At 47.6% G+C, this 22,905-nt stretch carries 15 protein-coding genes; 7 read left to right on the forward strand and 8 right to left on the reverse strand.

The window, feature by feature from the left end; genetic code table 11:
- Positions 1 to 205: 205 nt before the first annotated feature.
- Positions 206 to 1,129, reverse strand: coding sequence for an S-layer homology domain-containing protein (locus tag QF041_RS14480; RefSeq protein ID WP_307414671.1), 924 nt, complete (start codon positions 1,127 to 1,129; stop codon positions 206 to 208).
- 360 nt (positions 1,130 to 1,489) lie between these two features.
- On the opposite strand from QF041_RS14480, the gene QF041_RS14485 reads away from it, so the two are divergent.
- The 3 genes from QF041_RS14485 (at position 1,490) to QF041_RS14495 (ending at position 5,647) form a co-directional block, all read left to right on the forward strand.
- Entirely contained in the window at positions 1,490 to 3,232 is a 1,743-nt protein-coding gene (locus QF041_RS14485; protein ID WP_307414672.1) for an ABC transporter ATP-binding protein, read from the forward strand.
- Complete coding sequence (locus QF041_RS14490; protein WP_307414673.1) at positions 3,225 to 5,042, forward strand: ABC transporter ATP-binding protein; 1,818 nt, start codon at positions 3,225 to 3,227, stop codon at positions 5,040 to 5,042. The genes QF041_RS14485 and QF041_RS14490 overlap by 8 nt, the downstream gene beginning before the upstream one ends.
- A 104-nt stretch (positions 5,043 to 5,146) precedes the next feature.
- Positions 5,147 to 5,647 (forward strand): hypothetical protein, encoded by a 501-nt coding sequence (locus QF041_RS14495; protein WP_307414674.1) that lies wholly within the window; start codon positions 5,147 to 5,149, stop codon positions 5,645 to 5,647.
- A gap of 33 nt (positions 5,648 to 5,680) precedes the next feature.
- On the opposite strand, the gene QF041_RS14500 is transcribed toward QF041_RS14495, so the two are convergent.
- Positions 5,681 to 6,112: an Lrp/AsnC family transcriptional regulator gene (locus QF041_RS14500; protein WP_307414675.1), complete on the reverse strand. Its 432-nt coding sequence runs from the start codon at positions 6,110 to 6,112 to the stop codon at positions 5,681 to 5,683.
- A 131-nt stretch (positions 6,113 to 6,243) separates the two neighbouring features.
- Here QF041_RS14500 and QF041_RS14505 point away from each other — a divergent pair, with 131 nt between their 5' ends.
- Positions 6,244 to 7,002 carry an MBL fold metallo-hydrolase gene (locus QF041_RS14505; protein WP_307414676.1) on the forward strand — a complete coding sequence of 253 codons (759 nt, stop codon included), beginning with the start codon at positions 6,244 to 6,246 and terminating at the stop codon, positions 7,000 to 7,002.
- Between the two features lie 85 nt (positions 7,003 to 7,087).
- On the opposite strand, the gene arfA is transcribed toward QF041_RS14505, so the two are convergent.
- A complete protein-coding gene (gene arfA / locus QF041_RS14510; protein WP_307414677.1) occupies positions 7,088 to 8,593 on the reverse strand; it encodes an arabinosylfuranosidase ArfA in 1,506 nt (501 codons plus the stop codon).
- Positions 8,594 to 8,775: 182 nt separating this feature from the next.
- Here arfA and QF041_RS14515 point away from each other — a divergent pair, with 182 nt between their 5' ends.
- Positions 8,776 to 9,681 (forward strand): ArsR/SmtB family transcription factor, encoded by a 906-nt coding sequence (locus tag QF041_RS14515; RefSeq protein WP_047844139.1) that lies wholly within the window; start codon positions 8,776 to 8,778, stop codon positions 9,679 to 9,681.
- 119 nt (positions 9,682 to 9,800) lie between these two features.
- Here QF041_RS14515 and QF041_RS14520 read toward each other — a convergent pair whose 3' ends face one another.
- From QF041_RS14520 to QF041_RS14540, 5 genes are all read right to left on the reverse strand, one after another.
- Complete coding sequence (locus QF041_RS14520; RefSeq protein WP_307414678.1) at positions 9,801 to 10,595, reverse strand: C40 family peptidase; 795 nt, start codon at positions 10,593 to 10,595, stop codon at positions 9,801 to 9,803.
- A 527-nt stretch (positions 10,596 to 11,122) separates the two neighbouring features.
- On the reverse strand, positions 11,123 to 14,398 hold the full coding sequence (locus QF041_RS14525) for a glycoside hydrolase family 48 protein (protein ID WP_307414679.1): 3,276 nt from the start codon (positions 14,396 to 14,398) through the stop codon (positions 11,123 to 11,125).
- A gap of 88 nt (positions 14,399 to 14,486) precedes the next feature.
- The gene (locus QF041_RS14530) at positions 14,487 to 17,480 is read right to left on the reverse strand and encodes a glycoside hydrolase family 9 protein (RefSeq protein WP_373461391.1); all 2,994 of its coding nucleotides are present in this window, start codon (positions 17,478 to 17,480) and stop codon (positions 14,487 to 14,489) included.
- A gap of 341 nt (positions 17,481 to 17,821) precedes the next feature.
- Entirely contained in the window at positions 17,822 to 19,558 is a 1,737-nt protein-coding gene (locus QF041_RS14535) for a methyl-accepting chemotaxis protein (RefSeq protein ID WP_307414680.1), read from the reverse strand.
- A 206-nt stretch (positions 19,559 to 19,764) separates the two neighbouring features.
- A complete protein-coding gene (locus tag QF041_RS14540) occupies positions 19,765 to 20,316 on the reverse strand; it encodes an undecaprenyl-diphosphatase (protein WP_307414681.1) in 552 nt (183 codons plus the stop codon).
- A gap of 185 nt (positions 20,317 to 20,501) precedes the next feature.
- Between QF041_RS14540 and QF041_RS14545 the strand changes: the two genes are divergently transcribed.
- Both QF041_RS14545 and QF041_RS14550 read left to right on the forward strand, forming a co-directional pair.
- Complete coding sequence (locus QF041_RS14545; RefSeq protein ID WP_307414682.1) at positions 20,502 to 21,497, forward strand: LCP family protein; 996 nt, start codon at positions 20,502 to 20,504, stop codon at positions 21,495 to 21,497.
- Positions 21,498 to 21,636: 139 nt separating this feature from the next.
- On the forward strand, positions 21,637 to 22,890 hold the full coding sequence (locus QF041_RS14550; RefSeq protein ID WP_307414683.1) for an acyltransferase: 1,254 nt from the start codon (positions 21,637 to 21,639) through the stop codon (positions 22,888 to 22,890).
- Positions 22,891 to 22,905: the final 15 nt, after the last annotated feature.

A 22,905-nucleotide genomic window follows, 5' to 3' on the forward strand; every position in this document is an offset into this window, starting at 1 on the left:
CTGGCTTTACAACCTAAGCAGATATCTATTTCATTCATAAAAAATGACAGAATTAATTACGCCACATGTAATATAAATGATCATATGAAAATCTGGGTACAGTTTCAACTCAAATAAAAAACGACTCTCCATACATGTATGGAGAGTCGTTTTGAAGATACACATCCGTTATATCCATGTTCAGTTTGTAGGGTTTGCAGTGAATTTACTTACCAGAAGGTTGAGCTTCTGCTGTATAGCCTGTTGGGATATCCGTTTCTGCAGTCACATTTGTGATAACCATTGGATACATCATGTCTGGATCAGGTTGAATAATGGAATAGAGCACGATGGCGCGTCCATCCTTCTCCAATTTCACATCATCAATCTTCAATCCATATCCAGGGTGCGGCATTTCAGCACTGAGTTTAACTTTGGTTGTTTTCTCATCAACCTTCGTCGTTGTTACTTCAGGTACAATCGCTTGTTGGCCTTCACCTGGATTGGTTGGAGTTGGCTCTGCTGAGCCGCCATTGCCGTGTTTATCCACAAATTCGAGTGCATTAAAGATCATGCTTGCAGCCTCCATACGGGTAAGCGACTGATCTGGACGGAAATTCCCGTCCTTATCCAGTTCAATGATGTTCATGTTCAGCAGGTTCTGGACTGCAGATATGGCGTCCTTACCGATTTTATTTTCGTCCTTAACAAGATTATACTTCATGATGACCGGATAATTCCCGGTTGTGTTAATCCCTTCATGTAGCAAAATGACAAACAGTTCACGCGTCATCTTGCCCTGGGGGTTCAATTCAACTGGAATGGACAGTCCATTCTGAGTAGCGGCCTGCACCGCATCGGCATACCACGTATCCGGACTGATTTTATTCTGAGCGGATGCTTCCGCAAATTCATTTTTCAGACCAAATGCATTCACTATCAGTTGAACACCCTGTGGCTCGGACAATGCAAGATCTGGACGGAACAGATCCGCTGTTACTCCGTTAACAATGCCTTTTGATTTCAAAGAATCCACAACCGACTTCTGACCTTCATCCTTCACATCTGTGAAAGCAAATACCGATGCACCTCCTGCTGTCAAAGAAACGCAGAGCGCAAGTGTTGCAGCCAATCCTTTTTTATGTTTCATTTCCTGGCACCTCCATATGATTAGTAAAGCCTATTTTTTACCTCTTCATTCCTACAGACGGGGTATCTCTAGAAAATGTTTCAGTAATTTCGACATCTGGTGAATACAACACGGGAACACTGAATAGAACTCTTCTCCGCTGTCACTAATCGGGGCCACCTGCTATTGCTAACTGGCTTCGTTGACATCCCATCGGATTAGCGCAAAAATAAGAATAGAGAAATCTATCGGATGACGGATAAACAACGAACTAGATCACATACAGTAAGAGGGCACGACGCGCTAATAACAGGTGTCGGCCCTTTTCTTGACTCCACCTGCTGAACTGACTTCACCTATAATAAAAGGAGAACAACGCTTATGTCCAAGAAAGGATTACTTCGCGGTTATGTTGTGTCGAACTGGCCTGTTTATCTGGTTGCTGTTCTTCTGATCATCGCCTCCAATGTCGGGCAAGCATCCTTGCCCCGCATACTCGGCAGCTTCACGGATCAGTTGATGCAGAACTCTCTTCAGATGCAGACGGTCGTAAGGTACAGCCTGTCCCTTTTGGCTATTGCCATCGGGTATAATCTACTGTTCGGTACCGGGCAATTCATGATTATGAAGCTCGGTCGACGCTTCGAATTCATGACACGTGAGCGTATATTCAGTAAGTTTTCCGAACTTAGCGAACATTATTTCTCGAAACAGGGAAACGGAAAGCTGCTCAGTTATGTCATGAATGACGTTACTTCCGTACGTGAAGCGATATCCAATGGCGTGACGCTCATGACCAATGCCACCTTCCTGCTGTTGTCCTGCATTGTCATGATGCTGCTTAGCGGGATTCCGTTGACGCTCATTCTAATCAGTGTTGTTCCTTTGCTGGCGATTCCATTTCTGGTCGTGTTTTTTGGTCCGCGGATTCGCAAGCGCTCTCGCGACGTGCAGGAAGCACTTGCTACCATGACGGAATCGGCGGAAGAGCAGCTGGGTGGCATTCGCGTCACCAAGACGTTTGCCATCGAAGACAGTGCTCGTGCACGCTTTGGAACTACCGTCGATGCAATCAAGAGCAAACAGCTTCGACTGGTTCGTCTGTCTTCCTTGTTTCAAGCCTTGCTACCGTTGCTCGGAGCTATCTCATTGGTCGTTTCTCTGCTTGTCGGGGGTATTATGACCATGCAGAATTCCATTACACTCGGGAGTTTTGTCGCCTTAACCTTATATCTGCGCATTATCATGGGACCGCTTCAACAGATCGGCAATGTTATTAATACCGTTCAGCGCTCAGGCGCATCACTGGAGCGGGTGAATGACCTGCTCAGCGAAGTAGCAGATGTGCGTGAACTTCCTGAAGCCACAGCGCTCCAAACCGTACAAGATATCACCATGGAGAATCTAACCTTCTCCTATCCTGGCAGTTCATCTCCTGCTCTCAAAAACATTCAACTCCATATCCGTGCCGGGCGAACGGTCGGTATTGTAGGCAAGACCGGCTCAGGTAAAAGTACCCTCGTTAAGCTATTGCTGCGTACATATGAACCACCTGAAGGAACAATTCGCATCAATGGTACCGATATTCGGCAGCTGTCGCTGGAAAGTCTAAGATCGCGCATCGCCTATGTCCCTCAGGATGGATTCCTGTTTAGTACCACCATCCGGGATAACATCGCATTTAGCGACCGGGAAGTATCGCTGGATACAGTGGAACATAGTGCACGGCAAGCCATGATCTATGATAATATTGTCCGTTTTCCTGATCGCTTTGATACACTGCTTGGCGAACGTGGACTCACCCTGTCTGGTGGACAGCGTCAGCGAACCAGTCTTGCAAGAGGACTGATCAAGCAAGCACAGTTACTTATTCTGGATGACAGCATGAGTGCGGTTGATGCCGTCACCGAGAGTGGTATTCTGCGCAGTTTACGCGAGATCGGCAAGGGCAAGACTACATTGATTATCTCTCATCGCATCAGCGCGGTCCGTCATGCGGACGATATTATCGTTCTGGATGAAGGGCGAGTCGCTGAGCAGGGAACACATGCGCAGTTGATGGCTGCCAAAGGGTTATATGCGGCCACCTACCGTTTGCAGGAGGAGGGATTACATCATGTCTAACGCTAACCCTGAACTTCACCCAGATGCAGAAGCCGATCAGAGTAAACGAACTTCGTTTAAAGCCATGATGGCATACGCCAAACCTCATAAATGGGCTTTTGCCGGTATCTTCTTCTGCTCACTGCTTGGCATATCGGCAGATTTGTTACAACCATATCTGGTGAAGATCGCCATCGATGATCATCTGGCCGTGGGCCAGACCAGTGTGGGCTTTCTCGTTCAGCTCGCAGCCATCTTTCTTGGGCTGGCTGTCATCAGTTTTATTTTTACCTATATCCAGAATAATCTGTTGCAGCATGTGGGCCAGAACATTGTATCCCGGATCAGAAAGGACCTGTTCAAGCATATCTCCAAAATGTCCATGTCCTTCTTTGACCGTTTTCATATCGGCAGTCTGGTTACGAACGTATCCAGTGATACGGAAACCATCAGCAGCTTTTTCACTCAAGTACTGCTCAGTCTGATTCGAGATGGTATGATGCTGGTGCTCATTATCGTCTTTATGTTCCAGCTTGATCCTGTGTTGGCGACATACTCCCTGATCGTGCTGCCTGTCATTGCCGTTGTTGCGGTATTATTCCGTAGTGGACTGCGGAAAGCTTATCAAAATGCTCGTACCCGGCTTTCCCGTTTGATCGCATTTACGGCGGAGAACCTGTCCGGTATGTTCTTGATTCAGGCTTTTCACCAGGAAGAAGAACAGAAGAAACGTTTCTCGGAACAGAATGCGCTTCATCTGAAAGCCAATATTGCGCAAGCCCGCTCCAATGTCATCTTCAACCGAACGTTTGATATCCTTGGCAATGCAGCACTGGTCATGATGGTTTGGCTTGGAGGTCGCGCCGTACTGGGTGAATCCCTGCAAGTCGGGGTATTGTATGCGTTTATTAGCTATATCCGTCAGTTCTTTCAACCGATTAACCAGATTACGATGCAATGGAATACATTCCAGTCCACGACCGTATCGATGGATCGCATCTGGAATATTCTGAATACACGGCCTGAAGTTGCTGATCCCAAACCCGGGATGGCCTCCTCGCTTGAACCACAAAATGTGATGGGCCAGATTGATTTTAACGATGTGTCGTTTGGTTATCGGGCAGACCGGCCCTTGATTCAGCAGATGAACCTGCACCTCTATCCGGGTGAAATGGTAGGTATCGTGGGAACAACAGGCGCTGGCAAAAGTACACTGATCTCCCTGCTCAATCGTTTCTATGATGTAGACAAGGGCAGTATCGAGATTGATGGTACCGATATTCGGCATCTGCCGCAGGCTAAGCTTCATCGAATCGTGGGTCTGATTCAACAGGAACCCTTCCTGTTTTCCGGTTCCATTATTGATAATGTGAGAATGTTTCGTGAGGATATTACCCGAGAGCAGGCGATTGAGGCCTGCCGGTTTGTCGGAGCACATGCGATGATTTCACGTTTGCCTCAAGGATATGATACACATCTATCCGAACGCGGAAGCGGTCTGTCTGCCGGGGAGCGGCAATTGATCTCGTTTGCCCGGATCGTGGTGTTCCAGCCTCGCGTGCTCATTCTGGATGAAGCAACCGCCAATCTGGACTCACACACGGAACAGCTTGTGCAGCAGGCACTGGAATCGGTATCCCAGGGACGCACCACCATTGTCATTGCTCATCGCCTGTCCACAGTGATGCATGCCGATCGAATTCTGGTGATGGAGAATGGTGAGATTGTGGAGGAAGGACCACACCAGGAACTAATCGCAGCCAAAGGTGTATATGCAGACTTGTACACCCACGCGCGTGATGCAGGTAAAAATTCAGCTATATCAGGGTAATGAACCTGAGTTATAGTAAATACAGAACGTTGAACATGCCGCTCTGCTCATGCAGGCGGCACGTTTGGCATATCGATCAGCATTGTTAATTAGGAGGAACACCTATGCAACAACCCGAAACACCCAAGCGTGACCATCAGCAGATTCGTTACCAACGCAGCACAGCTCTATGGAAGGGAAGTTTATGCCTCCTGTTCCTTCTCTTGTGCGTGAGCTTATTATGGATCATCGTGGACGGACAAGCCGAAAGACTTGAGACGATATACTATTCCATCGCAGCTGTGCTGGGTATGTGGTTGATCGGACCGCTATTCTTCATGTTTGTGTCACGACTAACCAGAACCCCTGCCGTGTTGTTATCCTGGGATGATGATGCGTTGAGCACGGGCAAACGGAAGATTGCTTGGAGCCAGATTCGCAAAGTCGAACTCGCCTCACCTGCCCGCAGCAAGTGGCTCCTGTCTGCTTCTCCCATGTTTGTCCTGTACTTAAAGGACGGCACACGGTCTCATATTCAGACAGATCATCTGCTGAGCAAAAAAGAGCTAAACCAGGCTGTGGCTTTGCTTCAGAGGACTTTGCAGGAACAGAAGCAGGATCGTTGAGTACGGGATGGATGAGGGCAAGTTCCCCACACATCACTGTGATTTCTCTACACCTATAGACAGGCTGACTTTGTAATTGCCGTAAGGTAACAACGCTTCAAGCAGCTGGCCAAGCTGCTCTGTGGTGCCAGTCTGCACCCGCATCAGATAACAACCTTCTCCACTGACGCGATGGACTTCAACGATGTCCTCACGATCAGCAATGAATGTACGAAAGGCGGCATGTCTGTCGCCGGAGTTCAAGAAAACTGTGACAAAGGCCTGTAGGCCGAGGCCAAGGCGTTCCGGGTTCCATTTTACCGTATACCCTTCAATCACACCCAGATCTTGCAGCTTGCGCACTCTTGCACCAACGGCCTGTCCCGTAAGATGAACCTCTTCACCGATCTCTTTGTGAGAACGTTTGGCATTCTGAATCAGAATCTGCAAAATACGTATATCCGTGTCATCTATCATTTCATTCATCTTGCTTCAGCAATCCTTTCACGGTGAAATTAGCGTGGCCTAATTCCATTCATCATGTTATGTACGCCGTTAAACGGGTTGTATACCATATAGGGTAATACTATTAAACAACTCGAAGGAGTGCAAATATAATGAAAATTCAATTGATTCGCAATGCTACACTGTGGCTGGAATACGGAGGACTGAACATTCTCGTTGATCCGATGCTGATGGACGCCGAAGTCATGCCTGCATTCCCGAACACACCGAATGAGCTACGTAATCCGAGAGTCGGTCTGCCCGAAACCGAAACGGATTATCTGAATCCGGATCTGTTGATTGTGACACACACCCATGTGGACCACTGGGATGAAGCCGCGGCGAAACAACTTGGCAAAGACATTCCCCTGATCTGCCAGCCTGGGGACGAGAATATATTTCTAGGTGCCGGATTCACGAATGTAACAGTTGTAGATGAAAAACATGAGCATCACTCTGTCCGATTCGCCCGTACATCCGGGCATCATGGCACAGGTGAAATCGGTGAACGTATGGGCAAGGTGTCCGGTTTCGTACTTGAAGCAGATGGAGAACCTGTCACCTATATTGCGGGGGATACGATCTGGTGTGAAGAACCTGCTGAGGCCATTCGCCAATATAGCCCTGAAGTCATTGTCGTGAATGCAGGAGGTGCACGCTTCGTGGAGGGTGATCCCATTACGATGGACGGCCCTGACGTTGTCGCCGTGAAGCGCCATGCGCCGTCTGCTCATGTCATCGCTGTGCACATGGATGCGATTAACCATTGTGTGATGTCTCGTACGGATCTTGCGACTTATCTGGCATCCGAGCAGTTGGACGGTCAGGTGCTCATTCCACGCGATGGCGAAAGTTTTGAGTTTAAATCTTAAGTGAGACCGTAGCATGTGACGAAAAAAAGCTGGATGCGATGAACTCGCACCCAGCTTTTTTTGATTCAAGAAGTACGCTGATCCATTACTGGACTTTCAAACGAATCACGTTCCATGATGCTTTTGCCAAGCTCGCCGTAATCAGGGTATCAGATACAACTGCACCCCCGCGATTATGAGGAGCAACGCGGTTTGGTTGTGCCGCCGTATTAGATGCTTTGAGATCATCACTCTCCAGCACGATATGCTCGATCACGGTACACTTCCCGAAGCTGCGCAGGTCCACTTCGAGCGGAAGGGATTCTTCCAGATGACGGTTGACTGCAAATACAGTCACTTCACCCTGCTCTTCGTTATGAACCGCAATAGCTTCCAGATAAGGAACATCTGTGATTTGTTTAGTATCGTATTTCGGAGACTGAATCAATGGCACCAATGCTGTTCCACGTCCGAAGAGGGATGTATGCATGAATGGATAGAAGATTGTCTGTCTCCATGAACCACCGCCCGTATCTGTCATGATTGGTGCAATCACGTTAACGAGTTGTGCCAGACAGGCCATTTTAACCCGATCCGCATGTTTGAGCATACTGATCAACATACATCCAACAAGCAGTGCATCCTCATGATTGTAGATATCCTCCAGCTGTGGCGGGGCAATCTGCCAAGGGTCCATCTTCGAATCATTTTCATTGGAGTGATACCATACATTCCACTCATCAAAGGACAGATACATTGTCTTTTTGCTGCGTTTCTTCGCTTTGATATAATCACAAGTCGCCTTCACGGTATCGATAAAACGATCCATTTCAAGCGAGCGTGCCAGGAATGTTGGCGTATCTTGCTCTTGATTGCCATAGTATTGGTGCAAGGACAGATACTCGACGTGATCATACGTATGATCCAGCACCGTTGCTTCCCATTCCGGGAACGATGGCATATTCAGATTCGAACTTCCGCAGGCTACCAGCTCAATCGTCGGGTCCGTCCACTTCATGACTTTTGCCGCTTCAACAGCTAACCGTCCATACTCATCTGCCGTTTTGTGACCAATCTGCCAAGGACCATCCATCTCGTTGCCCAGACACCATGTTTTAATCGAATGCGGCTGCTTGTATCCGTGCTTGATGCGAAGATCACTATAGTACGAACCTTCCGGATGGTTGCTGTACTCCACAATGTTGCGAGCTGCATCCGTACCCCGTGTTCCCAGATTGACCGCCATCATCACTTCAGAATTAGCCTGTTTCGCCCAGTCCACGAATTCGTTGAAGCCAAATTCATTGGTCTCAATCGTTCTCCAGGCCAGTTCCAGTCTGCGTTTGCGTTCTGACACAGGTCCAACCGAATCTTCCCAATTGTAACCGGATACAAAATTACCTCCAGGATAACGTACAATCGGTACGTTCAACTCCTTAACCATCTCCAGCACATCCGTGCGGAAACCCTGTTCGTTCGCTGATGGATGCCCCGGCTCGTAAATCCCGCCATAGACGGCACGTCCCAGATGCTCAATAAATGATCCGTACAAGCGCTTATCCACTACACCAATTGTAAAATCTTTATCTACCGTCATTTTTGCTTTTTCCATAATGAATTTCAACTCCCTAAGATTAATATAAAAATTAATTGATATTCTATGGATCAACGTTCATATTTATATTAAAATCGATTATAGCCTTAATTTCAACCTGAATTTTGCAAAATGTTATTCTTTTTACTGAATTTATGTTTAACTTAATTCTATACAGATAAAATGGAGGAACAACTGTGATCAGAGCAAATACCGATGCCGAATGGCTACCCCTATATGAAGCACTTGCCAGTGAAGTCCGTCTACAGATCATCCGCCTTGTTGCAGAGACTCCGATGAATGTGAAAGACCTTGCTGCTTCACTGGGTCTGAGTAGTGCCATCGTGACCATGCATGTCCGCAAACTTCAGGATGTGGGCATTATTCAGTCCAAAATGATACGCAAAGACGGCGGCACACATAAAATGAACAGCCTTGCTGTAGACTGGATTGGCATCTCCATGCCGCAGGAAAGCGGAACAGCGCGCAAGCTGCACGAGGTTTCCGTCCCCGTGGGACACTACACCCACTTTGACGTCTATCCGACATGTGGTCTGGCTACGTCCAATCATGTTATCGGACAGTATGATGACCCTCGTTATTTTCTCGACCCTGAGCGGATGCATGCCCATATTCTATGGTTTGGCCGTGGATTTGTGGAGTATAAAATTCCAAACTATATCTTATCCGGACAGCAGATCAATGCGATTGAATTGTCCCTCGAGATCGGGTCAGAAGCACCTTCGGTGAATCCAAATTGGCCCTCGGATATTACATTCATGCTTAATGGCATCCGATTAGGGGAATGGACAAGCCCTGGAGATTCAGGCAACGGACGTGGCATGTTCACCCCGGAATGGTGGAGTGACAGTGTCAATCAGTACGGCATGCTCAAGGTACTGCGAATTACCAATGAGGGTACGTTTATTGATGGACAACATCTATCCGACATTACACTCGCAGATATCCCGGTCGAACGCAACCAATGGACTCTTCGTCTTTCGGTGGAGGAAGATGCTCAGCATGTAGGCGGGCTTACCTTATATGGTGAGGGATTCGGCAACTACAACCAGGATATCCTGTTCCGACTGTACTATCACGATTGAGTTTTTCAAATAATAAATAACACCAAAACACCTCCCACTCGCCTGTCAAAGGCAGAATGGAAGGTGTTTTATATGCATATGAACATGCGTGGATTATTTAAGAAGGTTCTTGTTTCAACCTACAGCGCACTGCCACCAAACAGGAAGCGATACTCCCAGTGTTTGCCGGAGATATCACTAGTTGTTACACCACCGCCAGCATTGGAATACGTATGTAATACCTTGCCGTCGCCCAGGTAAATCCCTGTGTGAGTAATGGTTGCACTAGATTTATTCACGCCCGAATACGATGATGCAGAGCTGCCTTTATACGACATGAAATACATCAGATCACCGCGTTTCAGGTTTTTCCAGTTCGTCTGAACTGTACCCTTGGCTTTTACATAGGCTCCCTGTTTGCGGGAATCCGCTGGAAGTTTGATACCAAGTGCATCGACAAATGCCTGGCGTACAAAGCTGGAACAGTCAAAAGTAGCTGTGCTGTTACGACTGGCTCCGAACTCATAAGGTGTTCCCAGATATTTCATTCCCGCCGCAATCACTTTTTCTACAGATGCATTGCCGGTCACCGATGTACCACTATTCGAACCCGATCCGCTTGTGCCGCCACTAATCGCTTGTGTGTATTTGGATGAAGAAGATATGTAGCCTGTCCGGTTAGCAGAATCCTTAATCTTATACCAATCCGAACCGGATTGCTGAAGCACCGTTACCGTTTCCCCTTTAGCGACCATGCGAACAATCTTCGCAGAAGAAGAAGGTGTTGTGCGTAGGTTTACACCCCAGATTACTTTTACTTGTGAATTGTCAACAGCAGCTGCCGATACCTGTGCCGTTAGTGCTCCTGTCGTCAGACTTCCCATCAGCATCGTTGCTGTGACACTTGCCGTAATAATCGTTTTCTTCCAGTTCATGATGTCGAGTTCCCCCTGATGTTACAGAATTTTAACCTGGCTTGGTTCTCCCGGGCTTGCCCCATTGTAAACGGGCTATCCATAACGTTCATCAGTCGAAAGTCCTGTATTGATATAGACGAACTTGAGCACTAAGTATCAGGGTGTGTCCATCATCTGCTGGAAAAATTCACTGCTGATCCCTTCTTTTTGAAAGGTTAAATTATTGTAACTATTTGATATGCTTCATTTTACCGCGATACAAGAGCTAGGTCGTTTCTCATTCAGGGCATATGCCATATGGCCTAGATTTTAATGTTTAAAATCGCAAATATGGTAAACATTACTATGATTCATTTGCCGATTACCGTTCCCCAAATTCACATTTTTGCCTCCAGCCTCAATACGGATCGATTTATCAGCAGTGTCCGTTTGATTATTTCGTATTTCATTTTTGCTTTTCCATAAAAAAAGAAAAGCCAGGGATTTCTCCCCGGCTTAACCTATGTGATGAGTAACATTACTCTACAGCTGGTTGATCAACTCATTTAAGGTTCAATTCCCCATACCTTGGCGCCATCCTGATAAGCTGTTACTTTCGTCCAGGCACTGAAGGCCGTTTGGGTAGTATCAAAGGAATAATCATTCGTTTGATCAAAATTCGTCCAGTTGTTTTTCGAGAAACGTCCCTGGATGATTCCGGTTTCGGCACCTGCGGCCAAACTGCCAGCACCTGCTTTGAATTCAATCTCCAGATACGTATCTGCCGTGCCCTTGGCTGGATCTATCGAAACAAAATGTCCTTCCACGTTACCACTGCCAATCTGTGCATAATCACACCAGAAACTCAGATCAGCGGCACTATCCTTGGTGAAATAATACCGGACCTTCACTTTGCTCAAGTCCACAGCAGTTGTACCAGTATTCTTCACATTAAATTGTGGAGTTATTGCATTGACCGAAGCTCCTGAACTACCATTACGGTATTGTACTTCAAGTGTTCCCGTTGTAACTGGAGGTGCCAATGGGGTCAACACCAATACATTCGAATTCGTCTGACCACTCGTATTAACGGCTACGACTCTATAATTATAAGCCGTACCATTCACCGCTGTAGCGTCGGTATACGTCAGTGCGGTCAAACCTGTTGCCAGATCAGCATATGCCCCGGTGCCTACCGAACGTTGTACCTTATAACTTGATGCTCCAGTTGATGCGGTCCATGTCAGTACCGCCTGGGCATTGCCAGCCGTTCCAGTAAGGTTGAATACGCCTGGCACAACGGTACCTGCGAGTGGTGTTGCAGATGCCTGTGTCGACGGTGCAGACTCACCTACGGCATTCACCGCAGTGATGACATAATAATACGTTGTGCCGTTGGTCAAGCCTGTATCCGTGAATGTCGATCCTGTGACCCCTGTTGCTACAGACGTATAAGGACCACCATTCACCTCTGCACGTTTCACGGTATACGAAGCTGCACCAGCGGCTGCGTTCCAATTCAGAACCACTTGCTCACTTCCTCCAGTTGCTGTTACGCCAGCAGGAGCAGCGGGAACTTCCACTTCCGGACTATCGGAATCTCCGAGGAGACGATCATACTCGCCGTACGCTGTAGCCATATCCACCTGTGACCAGAACCGGTGATACGTAAAGGTAGGTGCACCGTTTTCCCACTGTTTCGTGGTCGTGTTATATGACGTTTTGTACAGATTATCCAAGTAAGCCCATGCCGGATCTTGTTTAATGGCCGGACGCAGATCGGAGTATCCAATGTATACGCCATTGCCACCTTTCGCCGGATCGGAAGGTACACCTGCTGTACCTGGAATCGTATTGCCCTGACCAAAGGTTCCAGACCAGTTCGCCGGGATATAGATCTCTTTGGCAAAGAAGCGGAAGTAGTCTTTACGTTCTTCTTCCGTAACAATCCCCACACCATCATTGTAATCCCAAGCTGTATCCAGCAGAGCCTCGGCCAAATCCTTGGCTTCTTGGCCTTCCGCGCTAAGTGTGCCGTTCTCTGCCTGTGTTCCCGCTGCAAAGAAGGTCAGAGCTTTAACGTAACTTCCCAGAACTCCTGTGTCCTGCACTGGATCTTTGGTCGTTACACGGAAGTTCGGATTTTCCGTAAACGAACTGAATCCATTCCATTTGTCCGGTTGACCCTGCCATTCCTGACCACCCGGAATCCAGAACTCTCCCGGAGCCGGCGTTGTTGCTACCTGAACATTAGTTCCACCCAAAATGCGCTGTCCAGCCGCATTCAGATAATAGCCTTGCGCATCCGTCACCGGACGCTCACCTACGAATACATAATCCTTACTCCAGTCGATCCACTTCGTGATTACTTTTTTGGCCATCTGGAAGTTCTCAGAGGTCAAATCACCGCTCTCCGCAAGAATATAGTACATCTCGGCTACACGCTCCAGCGGCCATGCCTGGAATCCAAACCAGGTGTTGGAATCCGGATCACGATACACTGGTGCTTCTTGATAAGCCATGTCATAGAATGTACTTACGCCTGCCGGATAGGCTTTGTATGAACCATCCAGACTGTTCGTTGCTCCCCCGCCGATAGCTCCTTCATGGGATTGTAGCCAAGTATAGAATTCCAACTGACGTTTCAGCGTCGCATTCCAATCCGCCTTCGCTGTTGCTGATTTCGGTATCAAGCCGCCAGCCGGGTCAGACAAGGCATACGCTGCAACCGGGTTTTGATAAGCCTGATGGGTATGGCTCGCTCCAATGCGCCAAGCCCAATCCCCACCTTGACCCAAGCCACCTCCCCAAGACGTATACCAAGCCATGAGATACATGTTGGAATCCTTGCCTGTACCCGGAGTTGGTGTACCGCTCTTTGCACTTCCAATTTTCTGGAAGTATTTATCATACATGCCATAGCGCAGATAGTCCCCCATCTTCTTCGCTTTATCCAGATATTCCGGATTGTTGTATCCCATCTCCTTCGCCCAATACAGCACCTGTACAGCACGCGCATCGGCATCCGTTGCATTTGTGTAACGCCATTGCGCTGACGGTACCTGATTTTCCTTTGTGAACAAGCTCATGAATCCTTCGTTTGCCTTACCAAAAGATTTATCATCCTGGGATGGATGCGGAATGGCTTCCCACACAGACTCCTGCTCTCCACGCTGGAACGTATTCACATAGGTAGCCGTATGTGATGGATTCAACAGGTTTCCATATCCATACCAGTCATCCACATCGACCAGCCAGTGCATGAGATAGGTCTGATTGTCACCATAGGTCGCCTTAAGTTCGGCATCAATCGGGTCTTTACCCGCTGCATATTGACCATTAAGTTGCGATGGATATTGATCAGGGAAAGGTTTTTCCGCTGCATACGTAGCAGGGCTGTTCGGGTTATATGAGCTCATCGTAGGCTGCTCTTCCTTGCCGTCACCTTCGTTGACCGGGATAATGTATTTCTCCATACTGTCCCAAGCCGCTTCCAATTGGGACCAATCTCCCGTGTAGTGACCATACATCGTTTCCAACCACAGCCAATAACTGTATGCCTCGGACGTCGTCATATGACCATAATCCGGGGCCTCACTCAACAGGGTCTCAATGGAATGATACGGTAGACCCTCTGGTGAAAAATATCCGTTCGCCGGATCTTTCAACTGATCATATAATTGCAAAAACCGGGCTTCATTAATGCTGTCTGCCTGAATCTCGATGGCCTGATCTGCGGCATGTGCTGTTTGCGGCCCTGCCCAGAGTCCGGTGTATCCGGTCAACATGACGGTTCCCGCCAGCATGGCTGTTAAACTTTTTTTCGCAGCTGATTTCAACATTAATATATACCTCCCTGGAATAGTGGAAATTGAATATAAACACTGTTGGTCTGCCCATGCTGCTCTTCGTCTTCTGACATTCAGCTAGTTACGGCTCCAAGCCCCATACTTTGGTGTTTCCCTGATACCCGGTTACCTTGTTCCATGCGGCAAAAGCCGTCTTGGAAGCATCATAGGAATAATCATTACTTAGATCGAAATTGCTCCAGTTATTTTTGGAAAAGCGTGCCTGAATCACGCCGGTCTCTGCTCCAGCGGCCAAACTGCCTGCTCCAGACTTGAAGCTAATCTCCAGATACGTATCTGCGGTACCCTTCGCCGGATTCACTGCGACAAATGTACCTTCAACATTGGCCGTGCCCATCTCGGCATAATCACACCAGAAGGTCATTTGATCCGCACCATCCTTGGTGAAATAATATCGGATCTTCACGGTACTGAGATCAATCGCCTGTGTTCCGGTATTCTTCACGTTGAACTGCGGAGTCACCGCATTACTTGAATTCCCGGACCCTCCGCTGCGGTACTGCACTTCGAGTGTACCGGTCGTCACCGGAGGTGCAGAAGGCGTCAGTGCCAGGACATTGGACAGTGTCTGTCCGTTCGCATTCACGGCTGCAATCCGGTAATTGTACGTGGTGCCATTCAGCGCTGTTGTATCGGTGTAAGTCAACACGGACAATCCAGTTGCCACATCTGCATATGTCCCGCCTGCCACCGAACGTTGTACCTTATAGCTAGTCGCGCCCGAGGCTGCTGTCCAAGTCAGGACCGACTGCGCATTACCAGCTGTCCCACTTAAAGTCAGTGCTCCCGGCACCGTCGAAGCTGCTTGCGGGGTAGCCGACACCTGTACAGAACCCGATGATTCCCCTGCTGAATTCACAGCAGTCACTACATAATAATAAGCCGTCCCGTTGGTCAGTCCCGTGTTTGTATAGGTTAATCCATTAACACCCGTCGCGACAGTTGTATATGGTCCTCCACTCACCTCGGAACGCTTCACCGTATACGATTCGGCCCCGGATACAGCGGCCCAGGTCAAGTTAACCTGACTGCTTCCCCCTACAGCCTGCACGCCAGCAGGTGCGCCTGGAACCGTGACTGGTGTAACACCAGGCTCCTGTCCATACACCTTCACCCCTGCATCATAGACTGGAAGGTATATGCTCTTCACAGGAGTACCTGTGGTCAGCGTCTGGAACGAATGATCATTGTTGGCATTCCATGCACCCTGTGGGCCTGTAATGCGGAACTGTACTTCTTTACGATAATTTCCTTCCCCACCTGGATAGATCTTGGTATTACCGAGGTTCGCCGTAATGGCATAGATATGCTGGGCTGCATTCACCACAACTGGTTGGGATACCGTTGCCCCCTCCGTATAGGAGGTAGTTACTTGCACGTCCGATACGGTACGTCCGGCAGCATACACTTCACTCAAATCCAGGAAATACTTAAAAGACAGTTGATCTCCCATTCGAGCAGGCCAAGCGGAACGATTATTAAGCTGTGCCCTGATTTCCGTATAATTGGCACCTGATGATTTAATCGCAGCCTCCACAAAGAACTCATCTCCCTTCACCTCAGGTGCAGGGAAGTTCGCAAGGGGCTGATGATTCTGACCAAACAGCAAATTCATCTTTGCCAGTGCGCCGGTAAAACCAGCATTGTAATCGGTTGCGACCTCATTACTCACATAATCGCCGATATCATCGGTATATCCATCCGATGCATCCGGGCCACCGACCATGGCACCATACAGAATGTGGCGATGGTTAGCCGGGATATCTTCGTTATTCAGCCATGAACCGTGAGCAGTCCGATGATGCGGATGTTGAGGTGCATTTTGCCCATATCCGACCACATAACTGCTCTGACGCGGATTATCGCCCAGAATATAATTCATCTGTGAGACAGCAAAATCCTGATATCTTGACTTTTTCACAGGATCACTGACCCAGTCGGAGTATACAAAAGAAATAAAGGATGCATTCGCTGCATATCGGAGCGAGCCCCACTGATCCAGCCACGCCAGACCTCCTGGCGTATACTTAACTCGTGTCCCATTGACTCCAACCGTCCAATAATCCAGATTGCGCTCAGTCGACTGAATAAATCTCGTCGCCTCCGGCATGTTCAAACTGGACGTAATACGGGCAAGCAGGATCTGGGCACCATAATGTTTACTGTCCCAACCTTGTGTCCAGGTATACGGCCAATTGGCTGAGCCTCCGCTAGAAGACCACCGGTCCGTAGCTGCAATGGCTTTGGACAAGTAAGCGCTATCATTAGTAGCTAAATAAAGCCATGCGCCACCCCATGCCAGCTCGTCTTCGTATCCTGTCCACGAATTATAAAACGCTGCAGCATCAGTGATACAATCGGTGTATTCCCCCCGATATGTATCTGCGAAGTTGTACAGCTCTTTCGCATGTTGGAGCAGTCTGGCCGAATATGCCGGATCATCATCTGCAAATACAATCGATGACACTGCCAGCGCTGCAGCCGTTTCTGCCGCCAGATCACTGCCCGGGCATGAAGCATCGATCTTGAACGAAGGACGGTTCATCTGCATGACTTCTGCAGGCCCCCACCAGGCATGGTCGATATTACCTGCCCCCACTTGTCCCCATAATTCATCCGGTTTCGTATGCGCTTTCATAAAATAGTCGGTCGCCCATCGGATATTATCCTTGATCTCCTCCAGTTGTCCGGCCTGTTCATATCCGTCGCTGTATTCCACGACAGACCAGGCGAGCATCGTTGCGGAAGCAGCCATCGGAAAGCCAAATTTCACATGATCTCCGGCATCATACCATCCTCCGGTCAGATCAACGCCTACATCAGCCCCATCCTGCATGCCCGAATTACCACGCCATTCGACCCGATTACTGGCTGGCAACGGACCCGAACGCTGTGCCTCATAGAAGTAAATGGCCTTTTGCAGTGCTTCAGCATAGTTCTGATTTCCGACGGCCGCATCCGCCTTAGGAATTCCTGTGCCCATCGATAAACTCCCTGCCAGTAGTCCTGCCGATAACGCGATCATAGCGACTCGTCTCCACCAGCTCCCCTTCATGTTCAACTATTCATCTCCTCTTCATCAATATTCCGTATGCATTACTCTGGACTACAAGTTTATATCGCTCCTCCCCATGGTGTATTTCAGTGTAAGTTCCACCATTAATTACCATTATAACCGTTTGTTTCACTAGCTATATAAGCGTTGGTGACTTCTGCAATAACATTGTTGTGACCTGCTTTGCGTCATGCGACAAAAAAAGCTGTTTCTCTAACGCATATACGCATTAGAGAAACAGCTTCTCGCCCTTGTTATCATCAACAGTACAAATCGAATGGCATTCTGACCATCCCGTCAGTATGTTTCTGTATACCTTGGGTATCAGAACATCTCATTAGTTACACTTTGAACTTGTTAATTTGCTCCTGCAGTTCTTCGGCCATTTTGGATAATGAACCTGCGGATGAAGCAATCTCTTCCATCGAAGCCAACTGCTGCTGAGTTGCGGCTGATACATTATGAACCCCGCCCGCTGCCTCTCCGGCAATGTTGGAGATTTGACTTACATATCCTACAACCTCAGTTGTACTCGCCGACATTTCCTCTGAACCTGCAGACACTTCCTGGATTTCACCCGCTACTTTGTTGACCGCATCCGAGATCTGCTCGAACGCTTGTCCTGCCGCAGTAACCATCTCGATTCCTGCTTCTGTCTCACTGCTGTTCACTTTGACTGCCTGAACAGCATGATCCGTATCTTTCTGAATCAATTGAACGAGATCCGTAATTCTTTGCGCAGATGTGGAAGATTCCTCAGCGAGCTTCCGCACTTCTCCTGCAACTACGGCGAAACCACGTCCATGCTCTCCTGCTCGTGCGGCTTCAATGGCTGCATTCAGTGCAAGCAGATTGGTCTGCCGGGCAATGTTGTTGATTACCTCGGTAATGGTTCCAATCTCTGCTGAACGTTCCCCCAGCCCTGTAACCAATTCAGTAAGCGAAGCAATGGAATTTCGAACAGAACCCATCTGTTCAACCGCTTGCTGAATAATCATATTTCCTTCGGAAGATTGATTCGCCGCATCTACAGCAGATACGGATACACTCTGAGCAAGCTCGGCAATCTGCTCTGATCCGAGAGCCATCTCATTCATCGCCTGTGAAGAACGCTTCACAATATCAACTTGATCAGACGTACCTACAGCCAGTTCTTCGACCGTTTGGGAGATCTGTTCCGAGGCTTGAGTATTTTGCTCTGCACTTGCAAGAAGCTCCTCCGATGAAGCGGCTACCTGTTCGGAAGTCATCGATACCGATTCAATCATGGAGCGCAAATTGCCACTCATGGTATTGAAGGAAGCCGCGAGCGTTCCCAATTCGTCTTTGTTCTTAAGTACAATCGTCTCACCCGTCAGATCACCATTGGCAATAGCCATTGCCGCTTCATTCATCTTTTTGATTGGACGTGAAATGATGCTTGCAATGAAAAAGGCAATAAATACAGCTAGCAAGAATGCAAAAATCGTCACTGCCAAAATCACATTAAATGTATACTCCGCCATCACGACAGACTCATTCGTTGCTGCATTCGATCCTTCATTGCCTAAAGTGATTAACTTGGTGATAGAGTCGTTTGCTGTGTACCACATTGGATAGGCTTCAGTATGCAGTCTACTTGCTTCTTCATAGTTATTTGCAATACCGAATTCTATGAATGCAGGCATTTTCTCCACATAAGCATCATAATTCGTACTGAAATCATTGTAGAGCTTCATCGCTTCATCATTGCTCTCAATGTATGTAAGCAACTGTTTACGCTCATCCTCAATCTTCGTGAGCAGCAACTTTAACGCTTCATTCACCTTGACATTTTCTTCTTCGTCTTGTTCAACGATAATTGCCAGCGCCAACCGCTCTACATCCGAAACATCGCCATTCATCAAGCCAAGGAGGCTTACACTCGGCATCCAGGTCTGATCCACATCATTGGCTTTACCAGACATATTATGGATCTGTATTAACGCATAAACGCTTACAACAATCAGCAGAGCCACGACTATGAGAAAACCAGTAAGTAACTTGCCTCGAATCGTTAACTTCAATATCCCCAACTTATTCCCCCGCGTGTCTTCCATGTGTCCCACTCCTCAAATAATACATATTTATAGTATATCGTCACCTATCGCCATGAATTGTAGATGTTAGAATTCAATTTCTATAAATTTCTTGTAACTTCGAACATAACACAAAAGAAGTCTCCCATCTTTGGCAGAACCAGAGATAAGAGACTTCATTCATTAAACTAAACTACCAAAACTTCACTAGACATTGCAATCAGGCGCTATCGGAAAACACGTCGGTGTATGTTAATGAAAAAGTCGGGAATCGACTTGGTATAATTGCGGGTTGTAATCAGAACCACACTAAGCAGACTTCCGAGAATGAATCCTCCCAGAATATCTCCTGGATAATGCACACCAACATATACACGCGACACCCCTGTCAACACAGCGAGTAACAACATCCATGACCCGAAGCGACGTCCAATAAAGAATGAAGCAGCCGCTAGAGCAAATACAAAGGAAGCATGTTTACTTGGAAAAGAAGGATCAGGTACATGGGCAACCAGCTGATGCACAGTCCCTTCCACAAAAGGTCTTGGATGACCGACCGCTGGTGATATCCCCCATTTGGTTAGAACCAGCGCTACAATGGAAGCCACACAGGCATAGAAAACAATTCGTTGTTTCGATGGATCGCCGAGAAACCATACGATAACGAGCAGTGCGATCATGACCCAAACCGCATACTCGGATGATGTGATCATAAACCAGTCCAGAAACGGTATTTGGTCTGCAAACTGATTAATCCAATTAAATAGTGATTGATTCATAACTGGCTTTTAATACCCCCATTACACAAAACAAGATTATTTTTTACATAATAAATATAGACTAACTATTTGTCAAACAATCCTCACATTGACCGAAGTTACGAAATCAAAGAGGACATTTTGCTTTCTTTTTGTTAAACTAGTTTGGGGTTACATATCAGTTCAATCATAGAAAGGTGAAGATTATGCTTAAAAAATGGTTATGGGGTACAGCCCTGACCCTGGCACTTGCGATTACAGGTGTCGTTGTATATTACGGATATTCGATTGTTCATTTTGCCAATAGCATCTCAACTGCTTCCGGGACTTCATCCAACTCGTCCTCTTCCGGCACAGACAGCGATTCAGACACACCATCTACAACGATTCCCAGGTGGGAGGGCCAGGAACGGGTGAACATTCTGCTCCTTGGTGGAGACTCAAGAGGCGACGATGCAGGGCGCTCAGATTCGGTCATGGTCGCTTCCATTGATCCGGTCACCAAGAAAGCCCATCTATTCTCCGTACTGCGTGATACCTATGTAGCCATTCCGGGGCATGGCAAAAGCAGACTTAATGCAGCCTTTTCCTACGGGGGTGCGGAGCTGACCAAACAAACCGTCAGTGATCTGCTCGGTATTCCCATTCAGCATTATGTCTACACAGACTTTACAGGTTTCATGGCACTCGTTGATGCGGTAGGCGGCATTGAAATCGACGTGGAGAAAGACATGTATTACACCAGTAAAGCAGATAAACATATGTACGACATTGACTTAAAAAAAGGATTGCAGCATATGGACGGCAAGACCGCCCTGCAATATGTTCGGTTCCGGCATGATGCCACCTCGGATTTTACCCGTACCGAACGGCAGCGGATCTTCATGACCGAGCTGGCCAAGAAAATGCAGAGCACTACGTCGCTCTTCAAAATCCCGGATATCCTGGAAGCCATCGCTCCCTATATTGAGACAGACCTTAGTCCAACTCAGATGTTAAAACTCGCATCACTTGGCTTCGATATCCATGTGAACGATATTGATCAGCAGCAGATTCCACCGAACAAACTACTCACCAATGAACTGGTCGGCTCAGCTCAGGTACTGGGTGTTGATGTGACCAAACTCCAGTCCTACATTCAGAAACTGTTTGAAGAAGATGCCGCGTCCTCAGAGACTCCATCATCAGAGGAACAGAACTAAAACAAGCATGAGATATATCAATAGAAAAGACGGCCAAAGCCGTCTTTTTTTGTACCTATTTTCTCCATTTAATGCAGCCTTAATGTTTAACGGGTACCCTTATATGATGAACTCCGGTTCCTGGAGGGAGGATTACAATGTGAAAAAACCGCGAATAGCGGAATGGACCGAACTGCGGGGCATTGCCTTTCTGGCAATCGTCATGCAGCATAGTATCGCTGAGTATATCTACCGCGCTGATATTGAACAACCGGATTCCATTATGCTGACCATGATTTATCATCTGACCCGATTTGGTACGCCAACGTTTGTATTTCTATCGGGTGTAATGTTGTTTTACCATCATCGTAACACCAAACCGGAATATCCTCGCTTCATTCGAAAGCGATTTGGCGATATCTATATGCCGTTTGTCGTATGGACAATTATCTACTGGCTTTCTGTCCGTATCTTCACCCCCGCGTTCTGGCTTGCAGGCATACCGGATTTTCGCAGTCTTGTTCGTGAACTGTTTATACCACAGACGGGATATCATCTCTGGTTTGTCATTATGGTGTTTCAGTTCTATATTCTGTTCCCCCTGTTCTGGACAGGAGCAAAAGCCATTCAGAGACGTATCCAGAACGTCATGCGTTTCACGCCCCTGCAAGTTATTATGGCACTAATTGTCTTGGCAGCTGCATTCTACGGCCTGCTTATGAAATGGTCCTACTATAATATGGGGGGCTGGACAGAATCCATGTCTGAGCCTTGGTCAACGTTACTGCAATATCGCTCCTATTCATGGGTGATGTACTGGTTTTACTTTTTACTGGGTGCCGTATGTGCCTGGTCAGTGGATAGCTGGAGGAGTTGGACCACGAAGATCCTGCCTTGGACGATCTGTCTGTTTATAGGGATGTATATATGGCTTGGTTACGATGTGCTGCGTGGGTCCGGGGATGTTGTTAATCTGAATATCTCCACCTATCTGAAACCAACCACATTTCTGATCATTATGGCTCAGATGTTTATGATGTATGGTTTCCTTGTACTGATGCGGGGCAAAGATACACGGTTTCAGCGCCTCTTAACCTGGATTGGCCGCTATTCATTTGGTGGATATCTGGTTCATGCACTGGTGATCTACGCGATCGCTTATGTAACTAGACCGCTACAACTCAGTGGATGGCATCTGCCTGTAACGTTGCTATCGTTCCTTGTAACCGTTGGTATTGCTCTTGCAATCAGTTGGGCATTATCTAAGCTTCCTGGTTCACGTTTCACCGTAGGGTTAATGCGCAAACCACGTTCTATACCTAATTCATCTGTTAATGCGGATAAGAGAAACTCACCCCAGCCAAGCCCCTCACCTATTCCCGCTCACAGTCGGGGAACGCGTGAGACATTATGAAGCAAGAAGAGCGTC

The organism is Paenibacillus sp. W2I17 (genome assembly GCF_030815985.1).
GTDB lineage: Bacteria > Bacillota > Bacilli > Paenibacillales > Paenibacillaceae > Paenibacillus.